This is a genomic window from Pseudomonas sp. NFACC37-1, assembly GCF_900101575.1.
Lineage (GTDB): Bacteria > Pseudomonadota > Gammaproteobacteria > Pseudomonadales > Pseudomonadaceae > Aquipseudomonas > Aquipseudomonas fluorescens_AA.
Genome location: NZ_FMUZ01000021.1, coordinates 88326 through 106950, shown reverse-complemented (window position 1 = coordinate 106950; position 18625 = coordinate 88326). Strand labels below are relative to the sequence as shown.

Here is an 18625-nt window from a genome sequence, read left to right as displayed (position 1 = left end):
TAGTGTGGGGTTTCCCCATGTGAGAGTAGGTCATCGTCAAGATTAAATTCCGAAACCCCTATCTGCTGATGCAGGTAGGGGTTTTGTTTTGCCCGTCATAAAAGTCTGAGAGCGCTCGTAATAAATTTGCACAGTTATTTTCGAGCTGGAGCACTAGAATAGCCCCACCTTAGCTGAGCCAGAGCTGTTTATGCCCGATCCGTCAGACATTGATAGATTGCCAGATCTACCCCTGAGCGATTTGGTTGCGTGTCATGAGTGCGACTTGTTGATGCGCAAGCCCCAACTGGCCCATGGCGAAAAAGCCGAGTGCCCCCGCTGCGGTTATGAGCTTTATGCTCATCGGCACAATGTAGTCGAACGCAGCCTTGCCTTGGTGATCGCCGCCCTGCTGTTATATGTGCCGGCCAACTTCTTACCCATCATGCAACTCAATCTGCTTGGGCAGTCCTCCCAGGACACCGTCTGGAGTGGGGTAGTGGGTCTGTTCGATACCGGCATGCAAGGCGTCTCGGTAGTCGTGTTTCTGTGCAGCATGGGTATTCCGTTACTCAAGTTGCTTTGTCAGTTGGCTGTGCTGCTGACCATTCGCCTGGACGTTGGCCGTAGCTACGGTTTGTTGCTGTACCGCATTTATCACCATCTACGGGACTGGGGAATGCTCGAGGTTTACCTCATGGGCGTGCTGGTGGCCATCGTCAAGTTGGCAGACATGGCAGCCCTCACCGTTGGCCTTGGCTTGGTGTGTTTCATCAGTTTGTTGCTGGTCCAGGTCTGGCTGGAGGTGGTGATGTCCCCGCATCAGATCTGGCAGGCGTTATCAGGAGAAGATGCCCATGCGGGCGATTGATGCCGGCATTCTGATTTGTACAGAATGCCATGAATTGAATCGGCAGGACGCTGAAGCCGACAAACAAACCTGTACTCGCTGCGGCGCGCTGATCTATCCCCGTCGCCCGAACAGCTTGATGCGAACCTGGGCATTGTTGATCACGGCCGCGATTCTTTATATCCCGGCCAATATGCTGCCGATCATGACCATCAACTCACTGGGCCAGGGCGCCCCGAGCACCATCATGGCCGGTGTCATCGAGTTGGTTCACCACGGCATGATTCCTATCGCCGCCGTGGTGTTCATCGCCAGTATCCTTGTGCCGACCTTCAAGTTGGTGGGCATCGCTTTGTTATTGTTTTCCGTGCAGCGGCACCAGCCCATGTCGGCACGGCAACGCATTCTTATGTACCGTTTCATCGAGTTCATTGGTCGTTGGTCGATGCTGGATATTTTCGTGATCGCCATTCTGGTGGCGGTGGTGAATTTTGGGCGGCTCGCCAGTGTCGAAGCCGGTCTCGGCGCGATTGCTTTCGCCAGCGTAGTGATTTTGACAATGATTGCCGCAATAACCTTCGATCCCCGACTGATTTGGGATAACACGGAGTCGGATAACGACCATGACTGATTTGCCTACCGCTAAAACCCGACCGGCTTCGAACTGGTCAGCCATCTGGGTCTTGCCGCTGATCGCATTGATCATCGGCGGCTGGCTCGGCTGGCGGGCTTATAACGAGACCGGAATCGAGATCACTGTGCGCTTTGAGAGTGGCGAAGGCATCCAGGTCAACAAAACCGAAGTCGTCTACAAAGGGATGACAGTCGGTAAAGTGACGGCGCTCACACTCGATGACGAAGGCAGTTCCAAGGGCGTGGTCGCGACGGTCGAGATGAACAAGGACGTCGAGCAGTATCTCAAGGCCGGCACACGTTTCTGGCTGGTCAAGCCGAGCGTGAGCCTGGCCGGGATCACAGGCCTGGAAACCCTGGTTTCGGGTAACTACGTGGCGATCAGTCCGGGTGAAGGCGAATCGACGCGCAAGTTCAAGGCCCTGGCCGAAGAGCCACCGCTGTCGGATGCCAAGCCGGGTTTGCACCTGACCCTCAAGGCTGACCGGCTGGGTTCGCTGAACCGCGGCAGCCCGGTGTTCTACAAACAGATCCAGGTCGGCCAGGTGAAAAGTTACCTGCTCTCCGAGGATCAGAGCAAAGTCGAGGTCAAAGTCTTCATCGAGCCGACCTATGCCAGCCTGGTTCGTAAACACACGCGTTTCTGGAACGCCAGCGGCATCAGCATCGATGCCAACCTGTCGGGTGTGAAAGTGCGCAGCGAGTCCCTGGCCAGCATCGTGGCCGGCGGTATTGCATTCGCCACACCGGAAAGCCGCAAGGACAGTCCTCCAACGGATCCGAGCCTGCCGTTTCGTCTCTACGAAGACTTTGATGCGGCCGCTGCGGGAATCCGGGTGAAAGTCAAACTCAGCGACTTCGAGGGATTGCAGGCCGGGCGTACGCCGGTGATGTACAAAGGCATCCAGGTCGGCAGCCTGAAGAACCTCAAGGTCGATCCGGACCTGGCCAGCGCGACGGCTGAACTGACCCTGGACCCCTTGGCCGAAGATTACCTAGTCACCGGCACACAGTTCTGGGTCGTCAAGCCATCGATCTCCCTGGCAGGTATCACCGGCCTGGAAGCGCTGGTCAAGGGTAACTACATTGCCATACGTCCAGGCGATAAGGGCGGTGCGCCGCAACGGGAATTCGAAGCCAGGGCGAAGGCGCCGCCGTTGGACCTGCGTTCACCGGGACTGCATCTGGTCCTGTTGACGGAGAACCTCGGATCGCTGGAGGTCGGTAGCCCGATTCTCTATAAGCAGGTCAAGGTCGGATCGGTGCAGAGCTACCAGTTTTCCCGCAAGAAAAAACAACTGATCATCGGCGTGCATATCGAGAAGGAATATGAAGGCCTGGTCAACGGTTCGACGCGATTCTGGAACGCAAGCGGCGTTACCCTCACGGGCGGTTTGACCGGCGGGATACAGGTCAAGAGCGAGTCCCTGCAAAGCCTGATGGCCGGCGGAATCGCCTTCGAAACGCCGGAACCGAACGTGCCGTTGAAAAGGCGCATCCCACGCTTTCGTTTGCATGCTGATCGCGAAGCCGCACAGCAGAAGGGCATGGTCGTGACGATCAAGGTCGACCGCGCCGATGGCTTGCGCAGCGGTACGCCGATCCGTTTCAAAGGGTTGGATGTGGGCAAGATCGAAGAGGTCGATCTCAGCGCCGACATGCAATCGGTGTTGCTCACTGCGCGTATCACCGAAGTGCCGGAGCGTATCGCCCGGGTCGGGTCTCAGTTCTGGGTGGTCAAGCCTGAGTTGGGGTTGATGAAGACCTCCAACCTGGAGACGCTGGTCACAGGCCAATACATTGAAGTGCAGCCTTCGGCGAAAAACCTCGGGCCACAAAAAAGCTTCGTGGCCTTGGCCAACCCACCGGAAAGCGCTGTACCCGAAGCGGGTCTGAGCCTGGTGCTGAGTGCGGCCCGCCGTGGTTCGCTGAAGATCGGCGTGCCGGTCACCTATCGCGAGATCACGGTGGGCAAGGTCACCGGTTATGAACTGGGCCAGACGGCGGACCGGGTGTTGATCCATATCCTGATCGAGCCCAAATATGCGCCACTGGTGCGCAGCGGCACACGCTTCTGGAATAGCAGTGGCTTCGGTTTGGACTTCGGTCTGTTCAAGGGGGCGACGGTGCGAACCGAGTCGCTTGAAACGCTGATCCAGGGCGGTATCGCGTTCGCAACGCCGGACGGTGAACGCATGGGCAATCCGGCCCGAGCGGAGCAGACTTTCCCGTTGTTCGACAAGTTTGAAGACGAATGGCTGACCTGGGCGCCGAAGATCAGTCTTGGCAAGTAGTTGTGGCGCTATCGCGAGCAAGCTCGCTCCCACAGGGATGCAGGATGGTTCATCCAGAAGCAGTCCAATGTGGGAGCGAGCTTGCTCGCGATGAGGCCATCCGTTGCACTGAAGACTCAAAACCGGCGCAATGAAAAAGGCCGCGGTCCATTTGGATCGCGGCCTTTTTCATGCCCGGTTATTCACTTCACACCGGATCCAGCTCCGGCTCGTCGGCCTGGACATTCACCGTGGCCTTCACCGCATCGTGACGACGGATGTATTTCCAGTCCGCTTCGTCGATGTAGATGCCGTTCGGGCCGCTGCCGCCTTCCAGGTCGATGGCGACACTGGCGCAGACTTGCGGCTTCACACTGGCGAGGATCGGCACGAAGCCCAGTTGCAGGCTGGTCTCCAGCAGTGCCGCCTGGTTTTTCTCGTCGATGTCCGCCGCTTCGTCCAGGTAGTAAGGCAGGCGCACGCGGCCGGCCTGTTCGCGGTCCATCAGGTGCAGCAACAAGTACATGTTGGTCAGCGCCTTGATGGTCATGGTGGTGCCGTTGGACGCCGCGCCGTCGATGTCGGTGTGGATCACGGGCTGGCCGTTGACCTTGGTGATCTCGAACGCCAGTTCGAACAGGTCCTTGAGGCCGAGCTGGTTGTGATTCGCCGCCACCAGCCGCGCCAGGTATTCCTTGGCCTCTTCGTTCTTGTTGTCCTGCTCGGCGCTCTGGCTGAGGTCGAACACCGACAGCGTCTCGCCTTCCTCGTACTGACCGGCGCTGTGGATGATCTGGTCGATGTGCTTGAGCGCTTCCTTGTTCGGTGCCAGGACGATTCGGAAGCTCTGCAGGTTGGACACCTGGCGCTTGTTGATCTCGCGGTTGAACAGCGCCAGTTGATGCTCGAGGCTGTCGTAGTCGCTGCGGATGTTGCGCAGGGTTCGGGCGATGTCGGTCACGGCCGCACGGCGCGCCTTGCCCAGGGTCAGGGCCTCGTCGGTGCGGTGGGCATAGGCGTTGATCAGCAGTTGCAGGCGCCGCTCCATGTCATCTTCGCTGTCGAACTTGGCCACGCCCTTGAGGCGCACCTGGGCATACAAGGCTTCGATCTGGCCATCGACGCGCAGCAGCCCTTGCCAGCTGTCCTGGTAGTCGTTGAGCAGCGGCAGCAGGTTGTCCATGGAGTCGTCGACCGGGTCCATGAACGGCGTGCCGAACGGCAGGTCCGCCGGCAGCAATTGGCGACGGCGCAAGGCATCGTCGAGGGTGCGTTGCTTGGCTTCCATGTCGGCGATCTGCCGGCCCACCAGTTGCAACTTGGCGGACAATTGCTGGACGCGTTCGGTGAAGGCATCGCTGGAGCGCTTGAGTTCGTCCTGGGCGGCTTCCATCTGCGCCAGCTGCTCGAGCTTCTCGCCTTCCTCGGCGCTCAGGGTCTGGCTGCGACGGAAGTCTTCCAAGGCTTTTTGCGCATCCAGTACCTGCTGGTACAGCGCCTCGGTCTGGGTCTTGCTCGCGGCGCGGTCGGCGGCCACGGCTTGTTGGGTCTTGAGCTGCTTGAGTTCTTTTTCCAGGCGCTCTTTCTGGTCCCGCAGCGCGGCACGGTCGGCCAGGGCTTGCAGGGCGGGCGGCTCGATGTGGGACAGGTCGATGGACAGTCCCGGCACTTCGAAGCGCTCACCCTTGAAGCCGTCGAGGATCAGCTCCATGGATTTGACCCACTCGCCGTTCTCGTCCAGCGCGATGCCGTGTTCGCCCAGGGGCAGGCTGAACAAGGCGCTGTTGAACAAGCGCATCAGGCGTTCGACATCCTGCTGCGAGAATTCTTCCCGCAGGCGGGCATAGCTGTTGTTGTCGGCGTGATCGAGTTGCTGCTTGACCGACTTCAGGCGTTTTTCCAGGTCCCGCAGGCGCTCTTCCAGGTCTTCGGCGCTGAACTGCCGGGACTGGGCCAGGGCGCCGGCCAGTTCGTCGTGGGCGTCCTTGGCGGCGAGCAGTTGCTGTTCCAGGACCTTGACGTCGTCCACCAGGGCAAAGCGATGCTTGAGCACCGACAGCTCGCCGAGCCAGCGCTGGATGCCGCTGATTTCCCGCTCCAGGCGCATCAGCTCCTGGGTGCCACCGCGCTGGTCGTTCTGCAGCGAGTCTTGCTCGTTGCGGTAGTGTTCGGCCTGGATAGTCAGCTCTTCCTTGCGCGCACTGGCGTAGTCCGACCAGGTGCCCAGCAACGAATCGAGCAATGGCGAGAGGCGATGCAATTTGCCGCGCAGGACATCGCGCTGCTTCACGCCATTGGCCAGGGCTTCCACCAGCGGGCCGGCGGCCACGAGGGAGTTGTAGTCCTGTTCCATGCGACGTACGTCGCGGAAGGCTTCTTCGCACGCGGCAATGTAGTCCACGCTACCGGAGCGCAGGCTGTGTTCGAACGCGTCGAGGAACAGTTGCTTGAGCTTGGCCGCGGTGATTTCGCGCATGTGCAGCAGGTTGATGAACAGCGCGCGGAAGGTCTTGAGGCTTTGCTCGCTGGTGGAGCGCAGCGGGATCAGCGTCAGGTCCAATGGGATTGAGGTGTGCCCACCCACCAGCAGGCGCCGCAGTTCATCCGGCTTGAGCTCGTAGGCTTTCAGGCCTTCGCGCTCCAGGTTGGTGAACAGCTCTTTCTGCCGCAGGCAGGTGTCATTTTTCTGATAGTGGGCCAGGTCCAGTTTGCCGGCATAGGCAAAGAACTGGTGCCCGAAACCGCCGCCGGGGCCGCGACCGACCACGCCAATCACGTGCGGGCCGTGGGGCAGGGCGACTTCCACCAGGATGTAGCTGGTGTCCGAGGCAAAGTAGAAACGCCGGGATTGCTCCAGGCTGTACTTGCCGAAGCTCATGTCCGACATGCGCGCCAGGATCGGGAACTGCAAGGCGTTGATCGAGGCGGATTTACCCAGGTTGTTCGCGCCGTACACCGACAGCGGTTCTTCCAGCGGGAACAAGCCAAGGCTGTAGCCGGCGGTGTTCAAAAGGGCAAAGCGGCGGATGCCGTAGCGTTCCTTGCTCATGCGTCGGTCTCCTGTTCTTCGGCAATGGCGCGGGCCAGGGCGTCTTCTTCGCTTTCACCTTCGAATTCGCTGAGGTCCAGCGGATCATCGGTCTGCAGCAGTTTTTCGTCGCTGTCTTCGTCGATCAATACCGGTACCGGCAACGGCAGCACGCTGTGCAGGCTGGCGGCCAGGTCGCGGTCCTGCTGGACCGACAGGCAGACGTCGAGGAAGCGGTGCATCGGCGGCAGGAAGCGGTACACGCCGTTTTCTTCGCTGGCAAAACCCAGTTGGGTCATGCGGCGCATGATTTTTTCTTCCAGCTCTTCCTGGGTCTGTACTTCGGCCTGTATGAACAGGTCGCGGTATTTTTCCAGCAGCGAAGGCAGCTCATCGCGGCCCAGGCTGCCGCCGTCGAGCACGGCGATCGGGTCACGGCCCTGGTCGGCCAGGTGCTCGACCAGGATGAAGGTGAACAGGGCCAGGCGCTGGGCGGTCTTGTTTACCGCCGCGGCGGCCAGATCCGGGACGAAGTAGTAGAAGCCACGGGTGTCGCATACCAGCTCGAAGCCCAGGGCCTTGAACAGCGTGCGGTACTGGTCCTGGAAGTTCGACAGTTGGGCGTACAGCTCCGGGTCGCGGCGGCTGACGTGGTAACCCTTGAACAGCTCGCGGAAGATCGGCGCCAGCTGGGACAGTTCGGATAGATCAAGATGCATGGGGGATGCTCGCAGAATCCTCGGCGGCGGTGTCGCCGGCCGAGAGCAGGGCGAAGGAGCGCAGGCTGACCTGATGCTCGTGAGTGTGGTAGTCGCGGCGCTCCAGGCGCTCGCGCTTGAAGCGTTTTTCCCGCGACAGGCGCGAGAACCAGTACAGCAATTCGTCGGTGGCGCCGTCCGGTTCCTGTTCCAGCAGCCAGGTCATCAGGTCCGGCATCGGCAGGGCGTCTTCGCAACGCTCGACCATCTCGCGCACAGTGCGTGGCGCGTGCGGTGCTTCGCCACCCTTGTGGGTCTTGTGGGACTTGGGGAAGCGCGCCGGTTTCGGTTCGAAACGGGCCAGGGCATAGACATAGGCTTCGACCTGGCTGGCACTGCCCAGGAAGGTGCTTTGCGGCCGAGTGAACAGCGGCATGGCGGCTTGTGGCACTGCGTCGATGCCTTTGCGGCGAATGGCGGCCAGGGCCAGGGCGGCGCCACGGGTCACGGCGTTGTGGCGGCGGGCTTCTTCGCGCAATGGCAGCAGCAGCTCGCGGGCATGGCGCAAGGTCAGTTGGGCGCTGGTCTGCATCTCGAGGATGCGCGCGTGGGTGCGCAGCAGCATGTCGTCGTCCACCAGGTGCCCGAGGCGCTGCTGTTCGGTGAGCATGCGCAACAGCACGTTCTCGACCTTGCGCACGCCTTGCTCGAAGGCGCCGTCGGCGTTCACCAATTGGATCATCGGCTCGACGTATTCGTCCCAGGTCGCCAACACTTCGGCGTAGCGTTGACGCAGCGGGATCTGTCGGTCGCTGGTCTTGGCCCGTTCGGCCACGGCCACCAGTGCCTGTTCGTCGTTGGCGAGTTTCTTGAGGACGTCGCGCACACGCATGTCCAGCAGGCGCAACTGGCGGGCCAGGTCGGTGCCGTCGCGAATGTCGAAGGCGTCCTGGATGTAACCTGCCAGGCGCTCGAGGTGGCGCAGGTAGGCTTCGATTTCCAGGCACAGGCCCAGGCGGTGTTCGCGGCGCAGGTAGGCGAGGAAGTCGTGGATCTGGGCGTTGAGCTCGAAGCGGTTCGGGCTTTTCGCCACCGGTACGAGGATGTCCAGGCGGATCCACACGTCCAGCAGGTTGGTGATGTCCTGGGGCGTGCTGTCCAGTTGTTGGGCGGCCAGCTGTGAACGCAATTCGTTGAGGCTCAGGGTGCCCTGGTCGAAGTGCTCGCACAAAGGTTCCAGCAATGCCCAGTGTTCAGCGAGGGCGCGCAAGACGCGCTTGGGTTCGATCATCGCAATGGCCGTCGGGTTGGCAATTAAAAGCGGCGATTGTACTGCATCGAGCCGGTTGCGATTCACCCCTTGGACGGACTGTCGTTCTCTATCGATCAACTATTGCTCCAACAGGGAAGCGATCCGCGTCGAAGGGCGGTAGAATCGCTTCCACTTTCAGTTATCCACAAGTGGCCGACCCTTGCTTATCGAGTCCCGTCGCCGCGCCTATCTGACCGCCATGCAGGTGGTCAACTGGCTGCCGCGTACCGAATTGCCGTTCGCCGCCCCGTCGCGGCCCGAGCTGTTGGAAGCGCCCGAGCCCGAGTACCTCGCGCCGGCCGTGATGGCGCCTGTGGCCAAGACGGTCGCCGAGCCGCCAGCGGCAGCCCCCGAGCGTCCAAAGATCGAAGTGCCGCGCCCGAGCCTGGCGTCGACCCGCACCAATGCCAAGCCGGTGGAGGAGGTGGTCGAGGCGCCGCCCAAGGCTCCCTATGTCGCCCCGCCGCGTTTCGCCCTGCAACTGCTGCGGGCCGGGCGTTGCCTGCTGTTGGTGGAGTTGCCCACGGGCGAGCCGTTCCAAAGCCGCGATCCGGCCTATTTGCTGCTCAAGGACATGCTGCGGGCTGTCGGTCTGCCGGACAGCCCGCAAATCATCGGCGAGCCGGTGCGTTGGCCGTTGTTGTCACGGGGCACCATGGACCAAGGGCCGGAAGCGGCGCGGGATTTCGTCCAGGGCTTCGTTTCGGCGCGGCTCGAAGACGAGCCCTGCGTGTGCCTGTGGCTGATCGGCCTGCCGGCGGTGAAGTTTGCCGGCGAGGCGGATGCCGAAGCATTCAATCGCGAACTGCAGGTCGAAGGCCTGGGCTCGGCCTGGGCGTTGCCCGGGTTGGAACTGTTAATGGAAACGCCACAGCGCAAGGCTGATGTCTGGCAAGCCATGCGCCGGCTGATGGCGCGCTGGAAAGAATCGAATGAGTGACGCTGTATCGTTCCGCCCGATGACCGAGGCGGACCTCGACGCTGTACTGAAAATCGAATACGCCGCCTATAGCCATCCCTGGACCCGCGGGATATTTCTCGACGGGCTGGGCAAATACCAGATTTGGCTGATGTTCGAAGGCCAGCAGCAAGTGGGCCATGGCGTGGTGCAGATCATCCTGGATGAGGCGCACCTGCTCAACATTACCGTCAAACCGGAAAACCAGGGCCGTGGCCTGGGGTTGCGCCTGTTGGAACACCTGATGTCGATCGCCTACAAGGCCGAGGCCCGGGAATGTTTCCTGGAGGTGCGTGACAGCAACCGCACGGCGTTCCGCTTGTATGAGCGCTATGGCTTCAACGAAGTGGGCCGACGCCGGGATTACTACCCGGCGGTGGGTGGGCGCGAGGATGCGGTGGTCATGGCGTGTACCTTGGTGGATTGAACTGGACTACCGCTATCGCGAGCAAGCTTGAGGCCAGCGCATAAATGTGGGAGCGGGCTTGCTCGCGAAGGCGGCGGTACATTCAGGATTGATGCAAACTGATTCACCGCTTTCGCGAGCAAGCCCGCTCCCACAGGAGCTTGGCGGTGTGCATCAAGTTTGTGATCAACACAAAACCATGTGGGAGCGAGCTTGCTCGCGATGGCGATTGCCGGGTCAACGCTTGCCATCCAGCGGATCGATATCCGCCATTTCCGCCTCATCCAGCCCGTCGCCCCCGCCAATGTCGTTTTCGTCCACTACGCTCAGGTCCCAGTCCGCCCGCTCGTCGGCTCCGGCTTCGTGGGCATCCCGGGCGCCGTCTTCGTGAATGAGGGTTTCCGGGCTCATGTCGTCATCGGTCGGTTCGTGATCATCCGTCGAGGCGCCTGTCATGCCCGCTTCACGCACGCGTTCACGAGGCATCAGCTGTTCGCGTTCGTCCTGCGGCAATTCGTCGCCGATTTTCGCGCTGGGCTGCTCGTCGTCGAACTCCAACTCATGCATCGAGCCCATGCGATCTTCATTGTCGTCGATGGGTTCCGGTTGCGTCGCATCGAAAGGGCGTCGTGAATCATTCATGGCAATTCCTCATACTGTGGGCCTTACTGGTGTCGACCGACAGCGCAGCCAGGAATTCCAATGCATCGCCGACGTGACCTCGACCGGCGGTCGTCTGTCACAGTTGCGCACTCTCTATCGAGGCTAGACAGCATGAACGAATTACAAGATCTGATTGATAACAACGCGCGCTGGGCCGATGCGATCAAGCAGGAGGATCCTGACTTTTTCGCCAAGCTGGCTCGTCAGCAAACCCCGGAGTATCTGTGGATCGGCTGTTCCGATGCGCGGGTGCCGGCCAACGAGATCGTCGGCATGCTGCCGGGCGATCTGTTCGTGCACCGCAACGTGGCCAACGTGGTGCTGCACACCGACCTCAATTGCCTGTCGGTGATCCAGTACGCAGTGGACGTGCTCAAGGTCAAACACATCCTGGTCACCGGCCATTATGGCTGTGGCGGCGTGCGTGCCTCGATGCAGGACCGTCAACTGGGCTTGATCGACGGCTGGCTGCGTTCGATTCGCGACCTGTACTACGAACATCGCGAGGCGTTGGGCCAGTTGCCGACCGAAGAAGAGCGGGTCGACCGCCTGTGCGAACTCAACGTGATCCAGCAGGTGGCCAACGTCGGCCATACCAGCATCGTGCAGAACGCCTGGCACCGTGGGCAGAAACTGTCGATTCATGGCTGCATCTACGGCATCAAGGACGGACGCTGGAAGAGCCTGGACACCACGATCAGCGGGTTCGAGCAATTGCCGCCGCAGTATCGGCTGCGTCCGGTCGGCGCGCCCTGACGCCGGCTCGTCAGTCGCGGTGACACTGACGACGCCAGTGCCGTAGAAATGTCATTCCCTGCTCATTGGGCGGTTCGTCATAGCCGGTAATCCAGCCATGACAGTTGTACGAACCGCACCGGCAGGCGAACTGGCGGTACAGTTTCTGTTCGGTGCTGGCGTAGTCCATCGTCAGGCAGTCGCCTTCATCGATACGGGCCAATGACCACAGCCACAGTTCGCTCATGTCGAGGAATACATTCGGGTTGCAGGAGTGCAGCAGCAATCCGGCGAAGCGTGGGTCATACATGTGCACGCCTGGCAGGATCTGCAACGTGTGCAGGCGCCGTCGGCTCACCAGCAACCCCGACACCCTGCACATCCTCGTCATGGGCGCGAAGAACTTGCGAGCGATGATGCCGTGGCCGCGCCCGTCGCTCGTCTGGCGCACTTCAAAATCGTGCACAGAGGGGTAGCCCAGGCGGGTGCTGAGTTGTTTTTCCGGGTAGATGCAGTCCCGGCGTTGGGAACAGGTGTCATCGCGGATGAACAGGCTCATGACAGTCCTTGTCGGTGATAGACACTCGACTTGCTGGCGCTGGCGATCCTGCCGGCGGTCGTTGAAAAAGCTTTTGACAGCTTCGCCCAAGTCGAGGGCCGTATCTACTGTCGAGTCTGACAGGAGCCAAAGGCGCTTTCCCGTGTCAGCACAAGCTTACGCGGGAAGGCGCCTCAAGCTTTACACCGCCTCGGCAGGCAGCGGCATGGGCACTTTAAGTTGCGGAAGTTGCGACTTGATCGCTGGCGTTTCGCATTTTTTCGCTGCATCTGCCTCGCTCAGCTTGCGCACCGAGGTGTAGAACAACTCGCAGGTCTTTTCCTTTTGCGTGACCTGCCAGGTCTGCGTGCATTGGTTCAGCAGGGTGCTCGGGTCGGTGCCCGGCTTGCTGCCCATGCCGGCTTGCCAGCAGGCGGCGCTCAGGTCCTGGCCCATGACTTTCAAGCCGGCGGCATCGGCCTTGGCTTCGTCACCGTCGTAGTTTTCCTTGTCCGCGGCATACCAGATATAGCTCGGGTGGTTGGAGCCCAGGACCGGGACCTTGACCCCCGCGGTCGGCGTGATGGTCGCCAGGCCGAGCACGCCAACGGTCTGGCCGTACTGGGTCTTGATCCAGTTCCGAACGGGCGCTCCGAAGGCCACCATCGGCAATGCGGCGCCGCTGGCGGTTTGGGTGACCTGTGTGACCATGGTGGTCTGGTAATCGTTGAAGTAGCTGTAGAGCCCCTCCAATGTGCTGCCAGCATTGGACGGCGCTGCGATGGGCGCGATGTCGATGATGGTCTGGTAGGCCGGCGTCTGTTCAACGGCAATGCCGTTGACGGTCAGCAGCGTGGCCCAGCGATCAGTGGTCGCCGACTCCAGGTAATCCTGGGCCTGGGTCAGGGAGTAGTCCGGCGGGAAGTGCAGCAACTCGACACTCTTGCGGTTTTCCAGGGCCATGCCCAGCGGCAGGAACAGGTACCAGTTGTAGGACCATTTCTTGTCGCTGTTGAGTTTCGAGGCACCGTTGTACGCCAGGTCTCCGGCGTCGAGCAGCGCCTTCAGCGGTTGGCCGTAGCTCTTGGGCACGCCGTCGATGCTGGCATAGACCTTATCGTTGTCGATGTTGACCTGGACCTTGGCGGTGTCGTAGCCGTCGCGCTGCACACTTTGGGTCAGGTAATGCTCGACGGTCTGCTCCAGGGTCCAGTCGCGAAAGCAAATGACGTTGCAGTTGTTGGGGTAGGCGAAGAGGCGGGTGACGCGCTCGGTGCTGCCCAGCTGTACGTCGATCTTGGTAACGTCGGCGGCGTGGACGGTGGCGCTCAGGGTAAGGGCGGCAAGAGGAAGCACTGCGAGTTTGAACATGCTCAGATCCTTTTCAGCGTGAGGGACCCTTGAAAGCAGGGCGTATCCATACTGAAACAGACCGAGCCGAAGAAGAAGTGGGCCGATGGAAATATCGGCCCTTTTTTATGGCTTTATGGCATCACTGGCGGCAAATAACTCAATGTCGTTCCCAGCGCCCATAGCAACGCCAGGACCAAGGGCGTATGCACCAGCAACTGCACGAAGGAAAAACCGATCAAGTCCCTCGCCTTCAGTCCCAACACCCCCAACAACGGCAGCATGTAGAACGGATTGATGAGGTTGGGCAGCGCTTCGGCGGCGTTGTAGATCTGCACGGCCCAGCCCAGGTGATAGTTCAGGTCGTTGGCCACCTGCATGACGTAGGGCGCTTCGATGATCCACTTGCCGCCGCCGGAAGGAATGAAAAAGCCCAGCACCGCCGAATAGACGCCCATCAGCAAGGCGTAGGTGTCATGGGAGGCGATCTGGACGAAAAAGGTCGAGATATGGTGGGCCAGGGTCTGGGCATCGCTGCCCTTGACCGTGGTCAGCAGCGCGGCGATCGAGCCGTACAACGGGAACTGGATCAACACGCCCGTGGTGGTCGGCACCGCGCGGGCCACGGCGTCAAGAAAGCTACGCGGCCGCCAGTGCAGCAAGGCGCCCAGCATGATGAACAGGAAGTTATAAGTGTTGAGCCCGGAGATGGCACTGATCGCAGGCTTGGTCGAAAACTCATGGAACAGCCAGCCGGCGGCCAGCAGTACCAGGGCGATGGTCAGCAGCGGACTGTGCTCCAGCCATTCTCCCGGGCGGGTACGGGGCTGCAACGCCGGCATGCTGAAACTCGGGTCGACCCCGCAGGCGGCGGCGTCACGGGCGCTGTTGGGGCCGGGCGCGGTGGCGTAGGCGACAATCAACGAGATCACGATCAGCGCCAGCAGCATCACGCCAGACTGCCAGAGGAAAATCGTCTGAGTGAACGGAATGACGCCGGTAATCGACAGGATCGAAGGCGGCAGGCTGGCCGGGTTGGCCTGCAGTTGCGCCGCCGACGAAGACAAACCCAGCGCCCACACCGCGCCCAGGCCCAGGTAGGCGGCGGCACCGGCGGCGCGGTAATCCATCTTCAGGTCGGTGCGACGGGCGAGGGCGCGCACCAGCAAGCCGCCAAACACTAACGACAGGCCCCAGTTGAGCAACGACGCGACCATGGAAATCAGTGCCACCCACGCCACCGCGGAGCGACCGTTGGTCGGAATACGCGCCAGGCGATCGATCAACTTGACGGCGGGCGGCGAGCTGGCGACCACGTAACCGCCAATCACCACGAAGGCCATCTGCATGGTGAACGGGATCAGGCTCCAGAAGCCGTCGCCAAATGCCATGGCCGCCGCCGTGGGCGTGGCGCCGATGAATTGCGTCGCCACGGCGACCACCAGCACCGCCAGCGCGGCGAAGACCCAGGAGTCGGGGAACCAGCGCTCGGCGAAACTGGAACAGCGCAAGGCGAAGCGGGCGGAACGGCTGTCTTCGATGTCAGTGGTCACGGCAATTACCTCGTTTTTATGGTTATGGGTATTCATGGCGGCAAGGCTTCAAAGGTCAGGCGCAACAGTAGAACAATCCAGTGACCATGGGAGGTTTATCGGGTTCGAGGTCACCCGGGAATATTTTCAATAGGGCTCACGGCGCTCTTTAGAAAAAAAATGCCGGGCCGATGGCAAGGGAACAGCCTAATAATTCTTCTGCTGTTCCTGGAGCTGCCCATGTTCAACAACCGCCTGAAGCAGGAGCTACTGGCTCTTCGCCAAGAACTGTCCAGCCTTGTGCAAGTCAAGGAAAGCCTGGACCGTGAAATGCTTGGTCTCACCCTGGATGCCGATGGAAGGATTCAATCGGTCAATCAGAATTTCCTCGACGAGATGCACTACAAGAGCCAGGACCTGATCGGTCGGCCTGTGGATGAGTTGGTTCCCGCGTATTTGAAATCCAATGAATTCCAGGCTCGCTTCAAGTCGGCGCTGACCCGTGGCGAACACTTCTCCGGTGCCGTGCGCTTGCTGCGGGGCAACGGCCAGGAGGCCTGGCTGCGTTCGATCCTCCAGCCCGTACGGAATGCCGACGGGCGGATCCGCTTTTTTTCGATGTATGCCAATGACCTGACCCGCACCATCGAGGGTTCCCGTGAACATGAAAACCTCATCGGTGCGTTGGTGCGTTCAACGGCGGTGATCGAGTTCGATCTGGGCGGTCACGTACTGACGGCCAACGATCGCTTCCTCAATGCCATGGGCTATAACCTCGCGCAGATCAAGGGCAAGCATCACCGCATGTTTTGTGAGCCCGAGGAGTACAACAGCGCGGAATACCAACAATTCTGGAAGCGGCTGAACAGTGGCGAGTTCGTGGCGGGGCGCTTCAAGCGCATCGACAGCAACGGCCGCGAGGTCTGGCTGGAAGCCTCCTACAACCCGGTGCTCGATGCCAACGAGCGACTGTACAAAGTGGTCAAGTTCGCCACTAACATCACGGACCAGGTCAACCAGGAAAAAGCCGTCGCCGAAGCGGCCAACATTGCTTACAGCACCTCGTTGCAGACTGACAACAGCGCCCAGCGCGGCACGACTGTGGTGACCCAGGCCGTGGACGTGATGCGGGACCTGGCCCGGCACATGCAAACCGCTGGCGAAGGCATCGAGGCGTTGAACGAGCAATCCCAGGTGATCGGTACCATCGTCAAGACCATCAGCGGCATCGCCGAACAGACCAACCTGCTGGCGCTCAACGCCGCCATCGAAGCGGCCCGGGCCGGCGAGCAAGGGCGGGGCTTTGCGGTGGTGGCCGATGAGGTGCGCCAACTGGCATCGCGTACCAGCCAGGCGACCGAGGAAATCGTCGGCGTGGTCCGCCAGAACCAGGACATGGCCCGCAACGCGGTGGCGCTGATGACCGACGGCCAGCACCAGGCCGAACATGGCCTGGCCCTGGCTGCCGAGGCGGGGACGGTGATCGTCGAGATCCAGGATGGGGCGAAGAAGGTGGTCGATGCCGTGAGCCAGTTTGCCAATCAGCTATCGACTTGAAAAAACTGCTGAGCGAGCCGCCATCGTGAGCAAGCTCGCTCCCACAGTTTTACCAAAGTGTTCAAAAACCTCGCGTACGCTACAACCCCCTTGTGGCCCCGCTCCCACAAATGCTGATCGGCGAGTGCTTAATCTCCCAGCGCGGCGCCTTCCCGCCGCGGGTCCGCACCGCCGGCCAACGAGGTTTTCCCTTGGGCGTCACGCACCCGGACAATCGCCTGGGTGCCGCTGTTCATGTCGATCTCGCTCACCTCATGGCCTTTGTCTTTCAGTGCCTGGATCAGTGCCGGGCTGAATTGGCCCTGCTCCAGTTCGGTAGGGCCGTTGCGGCTGCCGAAGTTGGGAAGGTTGATGGCGGTTTGCGGGTCGAGGTCCCAATCCAACAGGCCAATCATTGACTTGGCGACGTATTCGATGATCTGGGAGCCGCCGGGGGAGCCGACAGCGGCCACCAGTTCTCCCCGACGGTCGAAGATCAGCGTCGGTGCCATGGACGAGCGTGGGCGCTTGCCCGGTTCGACGCGGTTGGCGACTTTTTGCCCATTTTCTTCGGGGATGAACGAGAAATCGGTCATCTGGTTGTTGAGCATGAAGCCCTGGACCATCAAGTGTGAGCCGAACGCCGACTCCACGGTCGTGGTCATGGACACGGCGCCACCCTGGTCATCCACGGCCACCACTTGCGAGGTGGAAATACGCAGGGGGGAACGGTCCGGGGCGTAGGCCACCTGGATGCCCGGTGGTGTGCCGGGCTTGGCGACGCCCATGCTACGAGGGCCGATCAGGCTGGCGCGGCTGGCCAGGTACCCGGCATCGACCAAGCCTTTGAGCGGCACGGCGACAAAATTGGGGTCGGCAATGTATTGGGCACGGTCAGCATAGGCCAGGCGCTCGGCTTCGGCGATCAGGTGCACCGCTTTGGGGGAGGGTTCGATGCCGGCGGGCTTGTCGGTCTTGACGGGTTTCAAGGGCGCGAGGGCCGCGTGGCTGTCGCGCCGTTCCAGGGCCTGCAACGTGCCGAGGATTTGCGCCACGGCAACCCCGCCCGAAGACGGTGGTGGCATGCCGCAGACTTGCCAGCGCTTGTAGTCGGTGCACAACGCCGGCCGCTCCCGTGCGGTGTAGCCTTGGAGGTCATTGAGCGAAAGGCTGCCGGGGTTGGCGTGGTTTTGTACCTTGGCGACGATCTCCTCGGCGATCGGGCCTTTGTACAGCGCATCGGGGCCTTCGTTGGCGATGCGCTTGAGCACGCCGGCCAAGGCTGGATTCTTCAGCACCGTGCCAACCGCCTTCGGGCTGCCATCAGCGTTGAGAAAGTAGGCGGCCATGTCTGGTGAGCCCGGCAAGGACGGGTCGGTAGCGATCAACGTGTGCAGGCGGGGGGAAATCGCAAAGCCTTGTTCCGCCAGCGTGATGGCTGGCTCGAACAGCGTCGCCCATTTGAGGCGGCCATGTTTGCGATGGGCCAATTCCAGCCCACGCAACACCCCCGGTGTCCCCACGGAGCGACCGCCGATCTGGGCGGCGGTAAACGGCATGGGGTTGCCGTCGGCTTGCAGGAAAAGTCTTTCGTTGGCGCCAGCCGGTGCCGTTTCGCGGCCGTCATAGGTGCGCACGGCCTTGCCATCCCACAGCACAATGAACGCACCGCCACCGATGCCCGAGGATTGCGGCTCCACCAGGGTCAGCACGGCCTGCATCGCGATGGCCGCGTCGATGGCCGAGCCGCCGCGCCGCAACATCTCGCGCCCGGCCTCGGCCGCCAAAGGGTTGGCCGCAGCGGCCATGTGCTTCTCGGCGTAGCGGGTCTGCAGATCGGTGCGGAAGCCGGAGATGACCTCCGGTGGGGCGGGCAATGCCGGTGTCGCTGTGGAGGGGGGTGGCGCCTTACAGGCCGCGAGTGTTAGAGCGACAGCCAGCAGCGAAACGGCTGACAGGCGATGAAAATTCGGTTTGAGGTCTGTAGGCACGTGTCGCTCCATCCGTGGTGTGGAATATAGAGACCGACTGTAGCGATGGGAGGTGTAGGGCGCAAACCAGAAGCCGAATTGTTCACGCGCCATTCCCAGTCTTGGGGGCTCGACAGCGCATTTGCCACGCCGCAGTGTGGCGT

General features: G+C 61.4%; 15 protein-coding genes and 1 pseudogene. 8 read left to right on the top strand and 8 right to left on the bottom strand.

Annotation, left to right across the window (positions count from 1 at the left end; all coding sequences use genetic code 11):
• The first annotated feature begins 190 nt into the window (after positions 1-190).
• From BLP82_RS20450 to BLP82_RS20440, 3 genes are read left to right on the top strand one after another with little or no spacing between them, the layout of a single operon-like run.
• Positions 191-850, top strand: a complete 660-nt coding sequence (locus tag BLP82_RS20450; protein ID WP_092172281.1) for a paraquat-inducible protein A — start codon at positions 191-193, stop codon at positions 848-850.
• Positions 837-1460: a paraquat-inducible protein A gene (locus BLP82_RS20445; RefSeq protein ID WP_092172278.1), complete on the top strand. Its 624-nt coding sequence runs from the start codon at positions 837-839 to the stop codon at positions 1458-1460. The genes BLP82_RS20450 and BLP82_RS20445 overlap by 14 nt, the downstream gene beginning before the upstream one ends.
• Complete coding sequence (locus tag BLP82_RS20440; RefSeq protein WP_092172275.1) at positions 1453-3756, top strand: PqiB family protein; 2304 nt, start codon at positions 1453-1455, stop codon at positions 3754-3756. Before BLP82_RS20445 ends, BLP82_RS20440 begins: the two co-directional genes overlap by 8 nt.
• 187 nt (positions 3757-3943) lie before the next feature.
• Here the strand turns inward: BLP82_RS20440 and mksF are convergent, their stop codons facing one another.
• The 3 genes from mksF to mksB are packed head-to-tail and all read right to left on the bottom strand — an operon-like array spanning position 3944 to position 8752.
• Positions 3944-6784 carry an Mks condensin complex protein MksF gene (mksF, locus tag BLP82_RS20435; RefSeq protein WP_092172271.1) on the bottom strand — a complete coding sequence of 947 codons (2841 nt, stop codon included), beginning with the start codon at positions 6782-6784 and terminating at the stop codon, positions 3944-3946.
• Positions 6781-7482 (bottom strand): Mks condensin complex protein MksE, encoded by a 702-nt coding sequence (gene mksE, locus BLP82_RS20430; RefSeq protein WP_003205590.1) that lies wholly within the window; start codon positions 7480-7482, stop codon positions 6781-6783. The genes mksF and mksE overlap by 4 nt, the downstream gene beginning before the upstream one ends.
• Positions 7472-8752: an Mks condensin complex protein MksB gene (mksB, locus tag BLP82_RS20425; protein WP_092172268.1), complete on the bottom strand. Its 1281-nt coding sequence runs from the start codon at positions 8750-8752 to the stop codon at positions 7472-7474. The genes mksE and mksB overlap by 11 nt, the downstream gene beginning before the upstream one ends.
• Positions 8753-8933: 181 nt before the next feature.
• Here mksB and BLP82_RS20420 point away from each other — a divergent pair, with 181 nt between their 5' ends.
• The gene (locus BLP82_RS20420; protein ID WP_092172265.1) at positions 8934-9713 is read left to right on the top strand and encodes an energy transducer TonB; all 780 of its coding nucleotides are present in this window, start codon (positions 8934-8936) and stop codon (positions 9711-9713) included.
• Positions 9706-10158 (top strand): ribosomal protein S18-alanine N-acetyltransferase, encoded by a 453-nt coding sequence (gene rimI / locus BLP82_RS20415; protein ID WP_047229376.1) that lies wholly within the window; start codon positions 9706-9708, stop codon positions 10156-10158. The genes BLP82_RS20420 and rimI overlap by 8 nt, the downstream gene beginning before the upstream one ends.
• 216 nt (positions 10159-10374) lie before the next feature.
• Here the strand turns inward: rimI and BLP82_RS20410 are convergent, their stop codons facing one another.
• Entirely contained in the window at positions 10375-10779 is a 405-nt protein-coding gene (locus BLP82_RS20410) for a serine kinase/phosphatase (RefSeq protein ID WP_092172261.1), read from the bottom strand.
• Positions 10780-10911: 132 nt separating this feature from the next.
• Here BLP82_RS20410 and can point away from each other — a divergent pair, with 132 nt between their 5' ends.
• The gene (can, locus tag BLP82_RS20405; RefSeq protein ID WP_003185433.1) at positions 10912-11556 is read left to right on the top strand and encodes a carbonate dehydratase; all 645 of its coding nucleotides are present in this window, start codon (positions 10912-10914) and stop codon (positions 11554-11556) included.
• Positions 11557-11566: 10 nt separating this feature from the next.
• Here can and BLP82_RS20400 read toward each other — a convergent pair whose 3' ends face one another.
• The 3 genes from BLP82_RS20400 to BLP82_RS20390 form a co-directional block, all read right to left on the bottom strand.
• Complete coding sequence (locus BLP82_RS20400) at positions 11567-12094, bottom strand: SET domain-containing protein (protein ID WP_092172256.1); 528 nt, start codon at positions 12092-12094, stop codon at positions 11567-11569.
• A 180-nt stretch (positions 12095-12274) separates the two neighbouring features.
• Positions 12275-13444, bottom strand: coding sequence for a hypothetical protein (locus BLP82_RS20395; protein WP_092172253.1), 1170 nt, complete (start codon positions 13442-13444; stop codon positions 12275-12277).
• A gap of 113 nt (positions 13445-13557) precedes the next feature.
• Positions 13558-15012, bottom strand: a complete 1455-nt coding sequence (locus tag BLP82_RS20390) for a short-chain fatty acid transporter (protein WP_170842348.1) — start codon at positions 15010-15012, stop codon at positions 13558-13560.
• A 123-nt stretch (positions 15013-15135) separates the two neighbouring features.
• On the opposite strand from BLP82_RS20390, the pseudogene BLP82_RS32115 reads away from it, so the two are divergent.
• Together BLP82_RS32115 and BLP82_RS32110 are read left to right on the top strand one after the other, a co-directional pair.
• Positions 15136-15972: pseudogene (locus BLP82_RS32115) on the top strand (PAS domain-containing protein); the annotation flags it as partial.
• Between the two features lie 108 nt (positions 15973-16080).
• Entirely contained in the window at positions 16081-16512 is a 432-nt protein-coding gene (locus BLP82_RS32110) for a methyl-accepting chemotaxis protein (RefSeq protein ID WP_371856606.1), read from the top strand.
• Between the two features lie 128 nt (positions 16513-16640).
• Here the strand turns inward: BLP82_RS32110 and ggt are convergent, their stop codons facing one another.
• Positions 16641-18494, bottom strand: a complete 1854-nt coding sequence (gene ggt, locus BLP82_RS20380) for a gamma-glutamyltransferase (RefSeq protein ID WP_092172300.1) — start codon at positions 18492-18494, stop codon at positions 16641-16643.
• Between the last annotated feature and the right edge of the window lie 131 nt (positions 18495-18625).

Bases quoted from the DNA above. Each gene is read 5' to 3' on its own strand.
- BLP82_RS20450 (WP_092172281.1), top strand. From the start codon at position 191: ATGCCCGATCCGTCAGACATTGATAGATTGCCAGATCTACCCCTGAGC.
- BLP82_RS20445 (WP_092172278.1), top strand. From the start codon at position 837: ATGCGGGCGATTGATGCCGGCATTCTGATTTGTACAGAATGCCATGAA.
- BLP82_RS20440 (WP_092172275.1), top strand. From the start codon at position 1,453: ATGACTGATTTGCCTACCGCTAAAACCCGACCGGCTTCGAACTGGTCA.
- mksF (WP_092172271.1), bottom strand. From the start codon at position 6,784: ATGAGCAAGGAACGCTACGGCATCCGCCGCTTTGCCCTTTTGAACACC.
- mksE (WP_003205590.1), bottom strand. From the start codon at position 7,482: ATGCATCTTGATCTATCCGAACTGTCCCAGCTGGCGCCGATCTTCCGC.
- mksB (WP_092172268.1), bottom strand. From the start codon at position 8,752: ATGATCGAACCCAAGCGCGTCTTGCGCGCCCTCGCTGAACACTGGGCA.
- rimI (WP_047229376.1), top strand. From the start codon at position 9,706: ATGAGTGACGCTGTATCGTTCCGCCCGATGACCGAGGCGGACCTCGAC.
- BLP82_RS20410 (WP_092172261.1), bottom strand. From the start codon at position 10,779: ATGAATGATTCACGACGCCCTTTCGATGCGACGCAACCGGAACCCATC.
- can (WP_003185433.1), top strand. From the start codon at position 10,912: ATGAACGAATTACAAGATCTGATTGATAACAACGCGCGCTGGGCCGAT.
- BLP82_RS20400 (WP_092172256.1), bottom strand. From the start codon at position 12,094: ATGAGCCTGTTCATCCGCGATGACACCTGTTCCCAACGCCGGGACTGC.
- BLP82_RS20395 (WP_092172253.1), bottom strand. From the start codon at position 13,444: ATGTTCAAACTCGCAGTGCTTCCTCTTGCCGCCCTTACCCTGAGCGCC.
- BLP82_RS20390 (WP_170842348.1), bottom strand. From the start codon at position 15,012: ATGAATACCCATAACCATAAAAACGAGGTAATTGCCGTGACCACTGAC.
- BLP82_RS32110 (WP_371856606.1), top strand. From the start codon at position 16,081: ATGCGGGACCTGGCCCGGCACATGCAAACCGCTGGCGAAGGCATCGAG.
- ggt (WP_092172300.1), bottom strand. From the start codon at position 18,494: ATGGAGCGACACGTGCCTACAGACCTCAAACCGAATTTTCATCGCCTG.